General features: G+C 55.0%; 13 protein-coding genes and 3 pseudogenes. 6 read left to right on the forward strand and 10 right to left on the reverse strand.

Features of this window, described 5'->3' with window-relative positions; translation table 11 throughout:
• Window positions 1-28: 28 nt before the first annotated feature.
• The gene (locus tag OAN307_RS18915) at window positions 29-1,033 is read right to left on the reverse strand and encodes a TAXI family TRAP transporter solute-binding subunit (protein WP_015501165.1); all 1,005 of its coding nucleotides are present in this window, start codon (window positions 1,031-1,033) and stop codon (window positions 29-31) included.
• A gap of 399 nt (window positions 1,034-1,432) precedes the next feature.
• A pseudogene (locus OAN307_RS31430) lies at window positions 1,433-1,516 on the reverse strand (DUF4113 domain-containing protein); the annotation flags it as partial.
• Window positions 1,517-1,792: 276 nt separating this feature from the next.
• Here OAN307_RS31430 and OAN307_RS18925 point away from each other — a divergent pair.
• Window positions 1,793-2,743: a DMT family transporter gene (locus OAN307_RS18925; RefSeq protein ID WP_015501168.1), complete on the forward strand. Its 951-nt coding sequence runs from the start codon at window positions 1,793-1,795 to the stop codon at window positions 2,741-2,743.
• 96 nt (window positions 2,744-2,839) lie between these two features.
• Here the strand turns inward: OAN307_RS18925 and OAN307_RS30985 are convergent, their stop codons facing one another.
• Window positions 2,840-2,956, reverse strand: coding sequence for a Y-family DNA polymerase (locus tag OAN307_RS30985; protein ID WP_333783178.1), 117 nt, complete (start codon window positions 2,954-2,956; stop codon window positions 2,840-2,842).
• Window positions 2,953-3,471, reverse strand: a complete 519-nt coding sequence (locus OAN307_RS30795) for a LexA family protein (RefSeq protein ID WP_015501169.1) — start codon at window positions 3,469-3,471, stop codon at window positions 2,953-2,955. Before OAN307_RS30795 ends, OAN307_RS30985 begins: the two co-directional genes overlap by 4 nt.
• On the opposite strand from OAN307_RS30795, the pseudogene OAN307_RS18940 reads away from it, so the two are divergent.
• A pseudogene (locus tag OAN307_RS18940) lies at window positions 3,394-4,867 on the forward strand (IS3 family transposase). The gene OAN307_RS30795 and the pseudogene OAN307_RS18940 overlap by 78 nt on opposite strands.
• On the opposite strand, the pseudogene OAN307_RS18945 reads toward OAN307_RS18940, so the two are convergent.
• Window positions 4,803-5,351 (reverse strand): annotated as a pseudogene (locus OAN307_RS18945) (IS3 family transposase); the annotation flags it as partial. The pseudogenes OAN307_RS18940 and OAN307_RS18945 overlap by 65 nt on opposite strands.
• 228 nt (window positions 5,352-5,579) lie before the next feature.
• Between OAN307_RS18945 and OAN307_RS18950 the strand changes: the two are divergent.
• Both OAN307_RS18950 and OAN307_RS18955 read left to right on the forward strand, forming a co-directional pair.
• Window positions 5,580-5,987 carry a hypothetical protein gene (locus tag OAN307_RS18950; RefSeq protein ID WP_144055630.1) on the forward strand — a complete coding sequence of 136 codons (408 nt, stop codon included), beginning with the start codon at window positions 5,580-5,582 and terminating at the stop codon, window positions 5,985-5,987.
• Window positions 5,988-6,197: 210 nt separating this feature from the next.
• A complete protein-coding gene (locus OAN307_RS18955; protein WP_245540896.1) occupies window positions 6,198-6,734 on the forward strand; it encodes a hypothetical protein in 537 nt (178 codons plus the stop codon).
• Window positions 6,735-6,886: 152 nt separating this feature from the next.
• Here OAN307_RS18955 and OAN307_RS18960 read toward each other — a convergent pair whose 3' ends face one another.
• Window positions 6,887-9,355: an adenosylcobalamin-dependent ribonucleoside-diphosphate reductase gene (locus OAN307_RS18960; protein ID WP_015501173.1), complete on the reverse strand. Its 2,469-nt coding sequence runs from the start codon at window positions 9,353-9,355 to the stop codon at window positions 6,887-6,889.
• A 101-nt stretch (window positions 9,356-9,456) separates the two neighbouring features.
• Between OAN307_RS18960 and OAN307_RS18965 the strand changes: the two genes are divergently transcribed.
• Complete coding sequence (locus OAN307_RS18965) at window positions 9,457-9,888, forward strand: DUF1489 family protein (protein WP_015501174.1); 432 nt, start codon at window positions 9,457-9,459, stop codon at window positions 9,886-9,888.
• Between the two features lie 123 nt (window positions 9,889-10,011).
• Here the strand turns inward: OAN307_RS18965 and hisG are convergent, their stop codons facing one another.
• From hisG to hisS, 3 genes are read right to left on the reverse strand one after another with little or no spacing between them, the layout of a single operon-like run.
• The gene (hisG, locus tag OAN307_RS18970) at window positions 10,012-10,704 is read right to left on the reverse strand and encodes an ATP phosphoribosyltransferase (RefSeq protein ID WP_044044023.1); all 693 of its coding nucleotides are present in this window, start codon (window positions 10,702-10,704) and stop codon (window positions 10,012-10,014) included.
• Window positions 10,701-11,804: an ATP phosphoribosyltransferase regulatory subunit gene (locus OAN307_RS18975; RefSeq protein ID WP_015501176.1), complete on the reverse strand. Its 1,104-nt coding sequence runs from the start codon at window positions 11,802-11,804 to the stop codon at window positions 10,701-10,703. Before OAN307_RS18975 ends, hisG begins: the two co-directional genes overlap by 4 nt.
• The gene (gene hisS, locus OAN307_RS18980; RefSeq protein ID WP_015501177.1) at window positions 11,801-13,372 is read right to left on the reverse strand and encodes a histidine--tRNA ligase; all 1,572 of its coding nucleotides are present in this window, start codon (window positions 13,370-13,372) and stop codon (window positions 11,801-11,803) included. Before hisS ends, OAN307_RS18975 begins: the two co-directional genes overlap by 4 nt.
• 342 nt (window positions 13,373-13,714) lie before the next feature.
• Here hisS and OAN307_RS18985 point away from each other — a divergent pair, with 342 nt between their 5' ends.
• Entirely contained in the window at window positions 13,715-13,912 is a 198-nt protein-coding gene (locus tag OAN307_RS18985; protein ID WP_015501178.1) for a SlyX family protein, read from the forward strand.
• A 22-nt stretch (window positions 13,913-13,934) separates the two neighbouring features.
• On the opposite strand, the gene OAN307_RS18990 is transcribed toward OAN307_RS18985, so the two are convergent.
• The gene (locus tag OAN307_RS18990; protein WP_015501179.1) at window positions 13,935-14,798 is read right to left on the reverse strand and encodes a hypothetical protein; all 864 of its coding nucleotides are present in this window, start codon (window positions 14,796-14,798) and stop codon (window positions 13,935-13,937) included.
• Between the last annotated feature and the right edge of the window lie 103 nt (window positions 14,799-14,901).

Genomic DNA, 14,901 nt, shown 5'->3' on the forward strand with positions numbered 1-14,901 from the left:
AGATCTGCATTGTTAGATCAGCTGCTGGCTATTCGATCAGGCCTGCTTCGCGGTAGAAACGCTCGGCACCGGGGTGCAAAGGAACGCCAACCCCGCTCAGGGCCGTTTCCGTTGTTATCGTGCTGCCTTTGGCGTGACCAACGTCAAGCAATGTGCGGGTTTCGTCATTCCACAAGGCGGCCGTGATGTTGTAGATCAGCTCTTCGTCCTCGTTCGCGGACGTGTACCACTGCGCGCCAACGGCGACCGTGGTGACCGCATCAACGCCTTCATACGTGTCCGCAGGAATGTCCGATGACGCAAAAAAACCGTAAGCGTCGGTCAACGCATCCGCACCGGCACCGTCGATTGGCACCAGCTTGATGTCAGCCGCAGACGCTAGTTCAACCAAAGTACCGGTCGGGTAACCGGCAACCACAAAGAACGCATCAATGCGACCGTTGCGCAGGGCATCCGCCGCTGCGCCACCTTTAAGGGCCTCAGCTGTCAAATCGTCGGTGGACAGGCCGTTGGCCTCGAGGATCAGGTTCGCGTCGACGTAGGTGCCTGAACCCGGTTCATCCAGAGACACGCGCTTACCAGCAAGGTCAGCCACGGAATTGATGCCGCTGTCGGCCAATGCCACGAGGTGAATGTGCTCTTCAAACAATGCGGCGATTGTACGCAGCTCAGTCGCAGGCGCACTGCCTTCCATGGTGCCGGTGCCGGTATACGCCCAGTATGCTACATCCGATTGTGCGAAACCGGAGTTGCGCAACCCAGAAATAATCGCGTTCAAGTTGTCCACAGAACCACGCGATGACACAGCGGATGCGATCAACCCGTCAACACCACAAGAACCGCCGTCACCACACTCGCGTGAGCCAGGTGGTTTTGAAATCGCGTTCGCAATGACGCCACCAACTGGATAATACGTATAGGAAGTACCACCTGTACCGATTGTAAAGAACGTCAGATCTTGTGCGACGGCGGAACCCGCCATGCCGAGAGCCAGAGCCGCGCCAATCGCAGCCGTTTTTATCGTATGGATCATGTGATCCTCCTTGAGTTATTTGGGCCTTTTTCACCCTTGCGGGTAAGGCCTATGATATAAGGTTATTGCCATTTCGTATGGGTCGCGGTCACTTTCAACGCATTGAAGTCGCGCAAAAATCTGTGATTCCCTCAACCACAATGCCCCGCTTCCCTACTGCAGTCCAATACTGTCTTCTTTTGTTCGCTCGTCGTAACGGTTGTTACAGTGTGTTGGAAACAGCAATTCCCTGCGGTCACACGATTTTCCAACTCCGAATGTCCGCTTGCGCCCCGGATATGCAGGGGCTTCGCAACTGCAGCGAATGTCCAGTTCCCACCCTTAATGACAAAATGCACGTGGTACAGCATTTGTTACTCGGGGCTCATATTCTAACGCCCGTAATTCACCCACTGTCCCTCATCGAACCACCTGCAAATCAGCAAGACGGGTCGTATATCTTGGACTTCTGTGATCAGACCGAAGTTGCCAAGGTCGCTTCTTCCCTTGCCTGCCTTCCTCGCTGCAATGGGCACGCCAATGCGCGGACGGATGGCTGGAGGAACGAAAAGGTCGGTTTGGGAAGTTCTTTGGATGCGTGAATTACCGGAAATGCATGGGCAAGAAACGACCAAAGAAGAAGTCGGCAAAGGCGTAGACGCCGCCAAGATATTCAGACGGGCGGAGCGGAAATCAAGCCGTTTCAATTTTAAATGCATTCAAACTGCTGGACCTTGCCACCGGCTTACCCCAAGTCATTACACGTAAGGAGCCACATAAATGTTCAGGGTGTCAGCAACGGCTGCCGGTCCGCTATTTGCGAGCGTGGCGATGGTCATGTTCTCTTTGAACGACGTGGCCATGAAAGTCCTCAGTAATGGCTATGCCTTGCACGAATTGGTGCTGATACGCTCCATTGTCGGCCTTGCCGTTGTCGTGTGCATCATGGTCCCTCTAAACGGCACACTTTCCCTTCTCAAGACACGCCGATTGGGCATGCATGTGCTCCGCGCGATCTTTGTTGTGTTTGCGAACCTTTGCTTTTTCCTTGGCCTCGCTGCCCTGCCCTTGGCCGATGCTGTGGCAATTTTTTTCATATCTCCCTTTTTGATCACAATCGCTTCGGTCCTTTTTCTGGGCGAAGTGGTCGGACGGCGCAGATGGAGCGCGATTGCCTTCGGAATGATCGGCGTTCTGATCGTACTGCGGCCAGGAACAGAGGCGTTTCAAGTGGCTTCACTCCTACCGCTGGCCGCTGCCTTTGGCTATTCGGGCCTGCATATCATGACGCGGTTCCTGCGTGACACAGAGAACGCAGTGTCGATGACATTTTACATCCAGATCGTCTTTATCGTGGTCTGCGTCGTGTTTGGTCTGCTCTTTGGGGACGGAAAACTTGCAGAGCAAAGCAACGCATCCTTGGCGTTCCTGTTTCGCGAATGGCGCGTTCCGGATACCACCGATCTTCCCTTGATGCTGATCCTTGGCATCTTCGCGTCTATCGGGGGCTATTGCATCTCACAGGCCTATCGATTAAGCGAAGCGGCGATTGTTGCGCCGGTGGAATACCTCGCGATGCCACTCAGCATCGCGTGGGGCGTCTTGGTGTTTGGTACATGGCCAGACGCAGTGGCATGGTGCGGGATTGGGCTGATCCTTTCGTCGGGGCTTTACACCGTCTGGCGTGAACATCAGCTTCAGAAAACAGCGGCGCATATTGTGGCGCGTTAATCTGGCGCGCTTCGAGTATCTCTCGTTTGATCCTTTCTCTTTGTTGTAGAATGGCGTTGTCCCGTCCGAAGTAGACGTCAGCGGGCGTGACGTTGTTCATCCGTCATTGTTCGACAGCACGATCACCGGCACGTTCTTCAAAGTCGGGTCAAATATCCGCTCTGCTGAGACATAAAAATTTGTGCTGTCAGAGATCGCAATGGGCCGCTTCATTCAAGATCATACCGCCGCACCACGCCTGCAATGACGCCCCATATCTCGCTGTCTTCTGTCAACTCGATATCAGGAAAGCTCTCTTTGCTGTTGGCCGGAGCCAGAAAATAACGCCCGTCCCGCTTGCGCAACATCTTCGCGGTCACAGCACCTTCGACGACGGCTAAAACTGCGCGCCCAACTCTCCGCTTACCAGCACGGTCAACGGCGATAATATCCCCATCTCGAATGCCTGCATCCCACAAACAATCACCTTCAACGCGCCGCCAAAACGTCGATGACGGGTGCCGAACAACCCACGAAATGGGATCAATCTCGTCTTCAAGGTCATCTCCAGCAGGTGACGGGAACTGTCTGACGTCAGCGCTTCTGGGTCCAAATAGGCATATTTGATAAGAGAGTGTTGTTGGCTCATCGTAACCACTGAGGAGTGGGACATGAGACAGACAACTGGAACACGCAAAAGCCCGGGCGAGAAGATCGTCAAAGATATCAAACGGGCGACCCGCAAGCATTATTCATCTGAAGAGAAGATTAGGATCGTCTTAGACGGTCTGCGTGGGGAAGACAGCATTGCCGAGCTGTGTCGTCCACTGCCCGGCAGTGCATGTTTACATGCACGAGAGGGGTGAAGGCATCTCCCAAGGCATCTCCCAAGGCATCTACTACAAATGGTCCAAGGACTTTATGGAGGCCGGTAAGAAGCGCCTTGCGGGCGATACCGCCCGCGCCGCCACAACCGACGAGGTGAAGGATCTGCGCCGTGAAGCACGTGATCTGAAGGAAGTCGTTGCGGAGCAAACACTTGAACTCCGCTTGCTCAAAAAAAGCATGTTCGACGGTGGGGGCGACCACGAATGAGGTATCCCGCATCAGAGAAGCTGGAGATCATCAAGCTGGTCGAGGGGTCGCATCTGCCGGCCCGCCTGACTTTGGCCAAGCTCGGCATTCCACGCACCACATTCTACCGTTGGTATGATCGGTATTGGCAGCGTGGTGAGGCTGGCTTGCAAGACCAATCTCCCAAGCCAAAGCACGTCTGGAACCGTATTCCTGACGAGGTGCGACGTCGGGTTGTGGACCTTGCGCTGGAAGAGACAGAACTGTCACCGCGTGAACTGGCAGTGACCTTCACAGATAAGGAAAGCTACTTCGTATCAGAGGCTTCCGTATACCGTATGCTGAAGGCGCATGACCTGATCACCAGCCCAGCCTTCATCGTCATGAAAGCCGCCAGTGCGTTCAAAGACAAAACCACAGCGATCAACCAGCTTTGGCAAACTGACTTCACCTATCTCAAGGTTCTGGGATGGGGCTGGTTCTATCTCAGTACGATCCTAGACGATTACAGCCGTTACATCATCTCCGCTGCCCGGCAGGGTATTGCGCAGCAATGTCCCGAGAGGGTGGAAACTCTGCACCAATATGCGGGCTGAGGACGTGACTGACACGCTCGACTTGGCCCTTAAGGCGTCCGGCTGTGATCAGGTTCACGTCGTTCACAAACCACGGCTGCTGAGCGACAACGGATCCAGTTACGTATCCGGTGACCTGGCTGAGTGGTTGCAAGGGAAAGGCATGAAGCATTCTCGCGGCGCGCCATATCATCCGCAAACACAGGGCAAGATCGAGCGATGGCATCAAACCTTGAAGAACCGCATCCTCTTGGAAAACTACTTCCTGCCAGGTGATCTTGAAGCCCAAATTGAAGCATTCGTCGATCACTACAACCACCAGCGCTTCCACGAGAGTCTGAACAACGTCACGCCGTCTGACGTCTACTTCGGCCGTGACAAAGCCATTCTTGAACCGCCCCGGCTTTACCGGAGGGTGATTTATTCAATGACTAGGCGACCATATCGAGTTTGTTCAGGTTTGCATAGAACGCCTCCTCTGCTTCTGCGGGTGTGATGTATCCGATGGGGCCGAGCAGGCGGCGGTTGTTATACCAATCGACCCATTTCAGCGTTTCCCACTCAACCTCACGCATCGATTTCCATGGACCGATTTGGTTGATGACTTCGGTTTTGAAGAGGCCGATGACGCACTCGGCCAGCGCATTGTCGTAGGCATCACCGACGGTTCCGACCGAGAGATCGATTTCGGCCTCGGCCAGGCGCTCGGTATACTTGATCGACAGGTATTGTGATCCGCGGTCCGAGTGGTGGACCAAAGCCTTGTTATCTGGTGTTTTTCTTTGCCAGATTGCTTGCTCCAACGCGTCGAGCACGAATTGGGTCTTCATTGATGTCGATGTGCGCCAGCCTACGATCCGCCTTGCAAAGACATCAATCACGAACGCGACGTAGACTGTCCCTGACCATGTGGGCACGTAAGTGAAGTCTGAAACCCACAGCTTGTTTGGCCGATCCGCCTTGAACAGGCGGTTCATTCTACAACAAAGGGAAAGGATCAAACGAAAGACACTCGAAGCGCGCCGCTTGCATCACAGCCTGCACGCCACATAATGAAACCAACCAGATGAGCCGAACGCTCTCTTAATTTAAGCCGCCTTTGGTGCCAAAAACCCTGACGACGTACAGATGCGTATCCACTCAATGCTGCCGCAAATTTCTGCTTTATGTTGGGGAGCTCTCTGCTACGGAGAAAAAGGAATACTGCCGTGACCCAGTTAAAATGCAATAGGTGGGCTGTATATCAACGGGGCTTCGAGGTCGCATCGCAAGGAGAGGATGCAATATTTACCGCCCTGAGCGAGCTTCAGAAGTTACCTGGGAAATCGCTAGATTATCCAGCAAGCATTTTCCCCGTTCTGTACGACTATCTAGCCAAAAAATATCGCGGCAACTCGGATTACAGTCCGTTTCGCGACCTCATGCGCCGACACATGTTAAGAACATGGCCTTTGGGGATCGGTAACGAAATATTTGGCGATCCGGTCTTAAAGCGCTCTCTTCATTCTGTCCGCACAGCGGCACTTGAAACAGGCGTCGACCAGCGACGGCTACGCAAAATGCTCGTTACCGCCGGCCTAATTCATGAAACAGAAAGTGATGGACGATCTGCATAGGAAGTTTTTGACGCCTCAAAAGCAGAGCCACTCCTCAAAGAACTTACCACCTTGATACCCGCAACTACTTTTGCGGCTAACATAGGCGCTTCGCGCTCTCAGTTCGACTTGCTTGTTCCAGATGATATATTTTTGCCAGCCTTGGTAGGCAGCAACACCAAAGCGGTCTGGAACCCTCGCGATGGGTGTGACTTTCTCGACAATCTATTCATGGGGACCATCCAGCTTCGCGAAGCTCCACATGGATGGACGAACATTCCAAAGTCGGCTCAACGATTGAAGATTGGTCCAGGCGTGATCATCAATGCAATCCGGCAGGGCAAAATTACAAACGTTGGCAATCATCTGCGCTTTAAAGGCTATGGTGCAATCTATGTCGACCACCGAGATGTTATCGCTGCGCTTGGCAATCAACCGCCACCTGCGCAAAACGTTGAGCTCTTTTCGAAATCAGTCGGAGTAAGTCAACCCAGCAGGATGCGGCGATTGATCACCAACGGGCATGTTCTGGCCACTAAATTGCAAAACCCCCGAACAAAGGCCGATCAATTCTATTTTACTTCAAAAGATGTAGATGCGTTTCATGCTGCATTCCAGAAGCCACGAACGATAGCAATCTCCTACGCCCGCAGTTGGCAAAGCGTTGGCGGTGAGCTGAAATCGAAGAACGTGAAGCCCTTCTCGCCAGACGGAGAGGATTACGGAAATATTTACCAGCGGCGAGATGTCGAGGCGGCCCTCAGCTGAACCTCTACACAACATCCAAAAGAAAGGGACGATGCACTCAGCATCATCCTTTTTTGTTGGCCTTTCTTGAACTCAGGTACCCATCAGGAAAAGGTTTAGTGTGATCCCAAGAAAAGGTATGCTGTGACTGACACATAGACATTATCCCATGGCTAAGAGCATTTCGAATAGCCACAGTCCGCACAGGTCATGCAGCCGCTCATCATCCGCAGTTCATACGATCCACAGCTGGTGCAGGTTTTGCCTTTTGGCTTTATGTTGACGATCTCGGCTTGCGGATCGGATTTTAGCCCCATGCCTTCGCCCGCCAGAAAGCCAGTGGCGATCATGTGTTTTTCGATCACACCGCCGATAGCCGCCAGAATGGACGGCACATATTTGCCGTTCATCCATGCCCCGCCGCGCGGATCAAATACCGCTTTGAGTTCTTCAACCACGAACGACACATCACCACCACGCCGGAAAACAGCCGAAATCATGCGGGTCAACGCCACGGTCCACGCGAAATGTTCCATGTTCTTTGAGTTAATGAATACCTCAAACGGGCGATGCTGCCCAAGGTGCAGGATATCGTTCACCGTGATGTAGATCGCGTGTTCGCTGTCGGGCCATTTGAGCTTGTAGGTCTGGCCGTGCAGTTCTCCCGGGCGGTTCAGCGGTTCGGTCATGTAGATGACGTCGCCTGCGTTTTCATCCTCTACGGTTTCAGACCGAACTTCAGTGTCACTTCCATACTGAAGCCATCCTGCCGTCACACCGAGGGCAGTGGCGAGAGCTCGAACGTTATCACTTGAAGCTTCGCTGGACTTTTTTTCAATCCTACTCAAGAATGGTTGAGAGATGTTTGCTGCGTCGGCCAGTTCCTTTTGTGTCAATGACATTTCAGAACGCTTCTTTTTCAACCGATCGCCAAACGTCTCGACGCTGACTCCAACACACAACACCGACCCCGTCACATCATTTGGACGATAGGTTGTGCAGCCTTTGCAGCCTTGATCCCACGCCGCCATGTAGACGTCCTTGAACGATTGGAAATCGATATCTTCCGGCACGTTGATGGTTTTCGAGATTGAGCTGTCGACCCATTTTTGCGCTGCCGCCTGCATACGCACATGATCCATCGCGGGCAAAGTTTGCGCATTGACGAAATAATCCGGCAGTTCTGCGTCGCCCTTCAAATCACGCCACATTTTCACGGCGTAATCGACGACTTCTTCTTCGGTGCGCGACCCGTCCTTTTGCAGCACTTTGCGCGTGTAGGCATAGGCAAAAACCGGCTCGATCCCGCTGGACACGTTGCCCGCATACAGGCTGATGGTTCCTGTCGGGGCCACAGACGTCAGAAGCGCGTTGCGAATGCCGTGTTCACGGATCGCGTCGCGCACATCCTCGTCCATCTGCATCATATTGCCTGACGCCAGATACTTATCCGCATCAAACAGAGGGAACGCGCCCTTTTCGCGTGCCAAATCAACCGACGCCAGATACGCGGCGCGCGCAATCGCTTTCATCCAATGCTCGGTCTGACGCGCCGCCTCCGGCGATCCATAGCGCAGGCCCGTCATAAGCAATGCATCCGCCAGCCCCGTGACGCCCAGCCCGATGCGACGTTTGGCAACGGCTTCTTGCGCCTGCGCTTCGAGCGGGAATTTCGAGGCGTCGACCACGTTATCCATCATCCGCACGGCCAATCCGACCAGTTCAGTTAATTCGTTGTCGTCAATGGTCGCCGCGTCCGCAAACGGGTTCAAAACAAGCCGCGCGAGGTTGATTGACCCTAACAGACACGCGCCATAAGGCGGCAACGGTTGTTCGCCACACGGATTGGTGGCGGCAATTGTTTCGACATAATTCAGGTTGTTCATCGTATTGATGCGGTCGATAAAAATCACACCAGGTTCAGCGTGGCTATAGGTGGACTGCATGATGCTATCCCACAGATCGCGGGCTTGGACGGTGCGTACGACCTCACCATCCCAGATCAAATCCCACGGCGTGTCAGCTTTCACAGCCTCCATAAAGGGATCCGTGATCAGCACGGACATATTGAACATCCGCAGACGGGCTGCGTCGGATTTGGCGGTGATGAAATCCATCACATCAGGGTGGTCGCAGCGCATCGTCGCCATCATCGCACCGCGCCGTGACCCCGCCGACATGATCGTGCGACACATGGCGTCCCAAACATCCATAAACGACAGCGGGCCGGATGCATCCGCCGCCACACCTTTGACCACAGCGCCCTTGGGACGAATGGTAGAAAAATCATAGCCGATCCCACCCCCCTGCTGCATGGTCAACGCCGCCTCGCGCAGGCCGTCAAAAATGCCACCCATCGTGTCTGGGATGGTGCCCATGACAAAGCAGTTGAACAGTGTCACGGACCGATCCGTGCCCGCACCTGCGGTGATGCGGCCAGCTGGGAGATAGCGGAAATCGTTCAGGGCTTTGTAGAATTTCGGTTCCCACGCCTTCGGGTCTTTTTCAACGGACGCCAGCGATTTGGCGATGCGTGCCCATGTGTCTTCGACCGATGCATCAATCGGGGTGCCATCGCCCTCCTTAAGGCGATATTTCATGTCCCAGATTTGTTCGGCAATTGGGGCGGCAAAGCGGGTCATGATAGATCCTTTGGGATGGCTGGCAGAATCGGAAGCAGACTACTACTCTACCAAATGTGGAACCAAATTGGAACGTTTATCCACATATTGGGTTGGAAAGTATGGCCGCTACACTTCATCTTCAAAAATTATCTGTTGGGACTGAAAATGTCTCAGACCTTGCCGCATGGCAAGCGACCAAACGCGCTCAGGCCGAGGACGGATTGCCGCGGCATGTGACACGGATGTGGCCCAAACGCGCTGCAGAGTTGCTGAATGGTGGCAGTATTTACTGGGTTGTGAAGGGATCGCTACTGTGTCGCCAGCGGATTGTTCGGCTGGATGAATACATCGGCGGTGACGGCATTCGCCGTTGCGCCATTGTGATAGACCCCGAACTGATCCGCGTGGTTCCGTCTTTAAAGCGGCCGTTTCAAGGCTGGCGGTATCTGAAACCAGAAGACGCGCCAAAAGACTTGCCTGTTGGTCGCGAGAACGAAGAGCCCCTGCCACCATCGTTGAGTGCGGCTTTGGCGGAAATTGGAATTTTATGATCTCGTGCTTCTGCGCTTCGATCGCGGGCGTTGCGGGGCGTTGCACCGTCCTGCGCCGTCCGATGGGCTTGGACCAGTGGCGCGCAATGAACTACACTCGGAATACTTTCTAAGCAAAGACGTTTAAGTGCCGAGCTTGGTTTCCAAAGCTTTGAATGTGTCGCGTTGGGCTTGGGTCCAGTTGCGGCGACGCGCCCTGAAAAGCGTTGCTTGGCTGGCGTGGATCATCCCATCGCCCAATATTTTTAGGCCGTTGGCGCGTAGGGTTTCACCTGTCGATGTGATGTCAGCCACCGCTTCGGCGGTTTCGTTTCGGATCGTACCTTCGGTGGCGCCTTGGCTGTCGACAAGTTGGTAGTCGGCCACACCATGTTCACGCATGAATTCGCGCACGAGGCGGTGGTATTTCGTTGCAATCCGTAGACGGAAACCATGATGCGCACGGAAAGCGGCGGCGACAGCATCGAGGTCATCCAAGCTGTCGACGTCGATCCACGCTTGCGGCACGGCGATGACCAGATCGGCCCCGCCAAAACCCATTTTCACAACTTCAACGACCCGCTGGTCCCACGATGACAGCTTTTCGCGCACCAGATCAGACCCTGTCACCCCAAGCTGGATGCGCCCGGTGTCAAGTTCACGCGGCACTTCGCCCGCCGACAACAATACCAATTCGATGCCGTCTATACCGTCCACGGCCCCCGCGTATTCGCGTTCTGATCCGGATTTGCGTAATGTAACGCCGCGCGCCGCAAACCAGTCAAACGTCTTTTCCATCAACCGACCCTTGGACGGGATGCCTAATTTCAAAGTCATTGCGCTGCCTCCGCTCGGGCCACAAGGTCTGGGCGGATCACACCGCCCACAGCGGGTACGCCCCCGTTTCCATCATGACCACCACCCAAAACCGCTGTTAGCGCGTCGTAGCGACCACCCGTGGCGACCGGCGGGATATTCAGATTGGTGTTGGACGAAAATCCAAACACGAAACCATCGTAATATTCCATCGATGTGCGCCCATAGGCCGCTTCAAACGGCAGCGCATCAACGTCGATTCCGCGGCTTTCCAAAGCGTCCAGACGCATGCTCATCCCATCGATCGCGGCACCGATGGACGGCAAATCGACGGCGATATCGCGCAGCGTCGCCAGTGCATTCGGCGCCGTCTCACGGACCTTGAGAAGAGCGTCGAGCAGGTCAAGTTCAAAACCTGAAATTGGGTCAGCTGAAGCATCAACCCGCAGCGCATCGATCCGCAATGCAATTTCGGATTCCGACCGCAGACCAAGGACCGCTGGCAAGTCCGCCATCGCGTCAGCGTTTGCCAATAAGGCCGTGCGCGCAGCGGGCGTTGGCGTGATCCCGCCAAAACGATCCAGCAGCGCCCTGAACCGGCGTGGCCGCCACAAGTGGCGCATCAACGCGGCACGGCGGCGTTGGGTCGTGTTCAACCCGATGACAGCCGCGCGCAGAATTCCGATGTCACCCGTCATGGGTGTTACAGGCACGTCGGCCAATATTCCCGCAAAGGTCGCGAAAACCTCAGCGTCAGCAGCGGCGACGTCTTTGCCGTCAAAGACCTCAAACCCGACTTGGACAAATTCGGTGGGGCGGGTTTCATCAGTTTCCTGTTTGCGAAAAACTTTGCCCAGATAGGTGTAGCGGGCAGGCTCGGACGCCGATGCCATATGCTGCTGCACAATGGGAACCGTAAAGTCGGGGCGCAACATTTGTTCGCCGCGAAGAGGGTCTTGCGTGGTGAAGGCCCGCGCACGGATATCTTCACCGTACAGGTCCAGCAGCGTGCCCGCTGGTTGCAGAATATCGGCGTCAGTGACCTGCGCGCCCTGCCCCACCAGCACGGATTGGTAGCGCCGCGCGCGGTCCCAAATCGCCTGTGATGTATCAGCGCTCACTTGGCTTGCTCGTCGAGCAACGCTTTGATCCGTTTGACCAGGTCTGCGCGCGGAATTTCGAATTGGCTGGGCCGATCTTTCCATTCTTCATGGGTCGCAGTTTCTGCAATTTTCGCACCTAGGATCAGGTCTTTGATTTGTAGCGTTCCTGCCGCCAGCTCGTCACCGCCTTGGATTATGGCAATCGGCGAATTACGCTGGTCAGCGTATTTTAACTGGTTGCCAAAGTTTTTCGGATTGCCGAGGTAAACTTCGGATCGGATGCCGGCCTGCCGCAGCTCGGATACGATTGCCTGATAATCCGCCATCCGGTCACGGTCCATCACGGTGACGACGACGGGACCTGTGGTGTCGGACGTCAAACGCCCCTTCATGTGCAGCGCCGCAAGAAGGCGATCAACGCCAATGGAAGTGCCCGTCGCGGGGACTTCCTGACCGGTGAATCGTTTGACCAGATCGTCGTAACGGCCCCCACCAGCGACAGATCCAAAAGAGCGTGGACGGCCCTTTTCGTCTTGGATTTCAAATGTGAGTTCGGCCTCAAACACGGGGCCGGTGTAGTAGCCGAGGCCGCGAACGACTGAGGGGTCGATGACGATACGATCGGGGCCGTAGCCCCCAGCAGCGAGGAGATCGGCCATGGTTTGGAGTTCACGGACGCCAGCCGCACCCTCATCAGAACCACCCACTATTGCTTCGAGGTTCGACAGAGTCTTTGCATTATCCGAAGACTTTGCATTCAAGAATTTCAAGAGGCTTTCGACAATCACTGGAGGCAGATTCTGACCCTCAATAAAGGCTCCGGAAGAATCTTTTCTGCCTTTTCCAAGCAGTTCGGCCACGCCTTCAACACCAACTTTATCGACTTTGTCCAAGGTTCGCATGACGCCCTCAGCAAGATTTTTCAACACCCTTTTTACCACAGCTATTTCACCTTCCTCGCTCTGAGTGAGCGGATCGGCAATGAAACCTTTAAGTGTTTTTTCGGCAAGGGAATCAATTATACCATTCAGCACCTTCCGATTATTGATCCGCACAACGTAGTCGCCTCGCTCAATCCCGACGGCCTCAAGCGTATCGCACAGCATCGCGCAGATTTCGGCATCCGCAGCGACTGACCCCGACCCGACCGTGTCCGCATCGCATTGATAAAACTGGCGAAACCGACCTGGACCGGGTTTTTCGTTGCGCCAGACCGGACCCATCGCAAAGCGGCGATAGGGGGTCGGCAGGTCGTTGCGGTGTTGTGCATATACGCGCGCCAAAGGGGCCGTCAGATCGTAACGCAGCGCGAGCCAGTCGCCGCCTTTTAAGTCGGGGTCATTCCCGTCGTCTTCCTGCCAAGCAAACACGCCCTCGTTGGGGCGATCCACGTCTGGCAGAAATTTGCCCAGCGCGTCGACGGTTTCGACGGCAGCCGTTTCCAGCGCCTCAAACCCGTAGCGGTGATAGACCCCTGCGATGGTTTGCAACATATCTGTGCGTTGCGCCACTTCTGCGCCAAAATAGTCGCGAAACCCTTTGGGGGTTTGCGCCTTGGGACGTTGGATTTTTTTTGGCTTGGCCATGACAGGCTCCTGGCTGAAGGACTTGCGCGCTAGCATTTAGACCGCCCTGCCCTCTAGGGCAACTTATCCCTCGTAAATCTGTCACATTGCCGTGCCGTCCGATCACTCACAAACATGGGCTACCTCGGGAAATGCGGAAAAATAAAACATTTAAGCACTTTTCACGTGGCGGCTTTGACCATTCTTGCGGGATGCGCGACGGCTTATTGTTGCAGCATGCCGATGCCCACGCGTGGATTCGTGTATGGCAGGCGCGACCAATGGGGCGTAGGGACATCAACACGGCTTGCCCAAACGATTGCACAGGCTTGGGATACCGCGCCAACAATAGGAAATTGAGCTATGGACCAGAAAAACCAAGAACGTATCGCCCATCTTGAACGCGATGTAACCGACCTATCTGACGTGGTCGCACGACAGGAAGGCGAAATCGGCCGACTAACTTACCGCGTGCAGATGTTGATGGAACGCGAAGCTGGGCGCGAAGCCGATGCTGGTGGGTCAGCGGCGATGGCGGATCAACGGCCACCGCACTACTAATGCAATATTATTATCGAGGGGGTTAAGTGCCGTCTTTGATCGACATGGCCAGCACTTCGCCTTCGTGGACAAGTATCTGGACCCACCGCGACGGCACAGCACGTAACGTCGCCCCAAAGAAGTCGTAGACGGTAATAAAGTGCGTATTACGGTTCATCCTGTCCGTGCGCGCGCCACATGGCTGGCCGCGCCCGACACGACACACGCTGGCCTTTAACGCCTCATAGGCATTGTCGGTCGTCGTATAATCGATGCTTTCGTTGCTGCCTTGATAGCGCACAAATTCATGGGTTTCGACATCGCCCGTCACAACAACAGCGCCCGTGAACGTGCGGGCACACCCGTCGTCAAATCCACTGATGTAAAACGGACGCGGAGCGGTTGAATGCGGGATTGTATCAAAGATGCGAAATCCGCCACCGCTGTCGATTTGGCGGCCAAGGTCATTATTGTCCAACCCACAAACGCGGGCGATCTGGCCGAACGGCAGCACGGCGCCAGCGGTGATGTCTGTGGTATCAGGGGCTGTGCGGGACTGCGCTGTACGGTCGGTGCTCCGGCTGAACAGACCAAACAAACCGCGGCGTTCCGGCTGCGGCGCAGGCGGCATCGCTGACACAAAAACTATATCGCCCTGCACAGATTCCGACGCGTCCGCTTCGGCCATAGCCGCAGCAACAGCGGAATTAATAGGGTCATTTGGCTGACGATTCAACAAACGGGCAAACAATCCACCACCAGTGTTTTGAACCTCAAAAGGGGTTTGGGCCACGTTTGTCGCGCCGTCCGCGATTGCAACATCGCCCAACCGCGCAATGTCGCGCAGAGGGTCACCGCACGCTGACAGCAACAACGCCATCCCAAGTCCCAAAACTATCTGGCGCATTCAGCGTCCTTCATCCTACCGTTAGCGAATGTCTAACGCAGCCCCCACTCTGCGTCCACCGTGCCATTTGGACAGGCAGGGTTTCGCTGCTAGTTCAAAGATT

It is taken from the genome of Octadecabacter antarcticus 307, assembly GCF_000155675.2.
Lineage (GTDB): Bacteria > Pseudomonadota > Alphaproteobacteria > Rhodobacterales > Rhodobacteraceae > Octadecabacter > Octadecabacter antarcticus.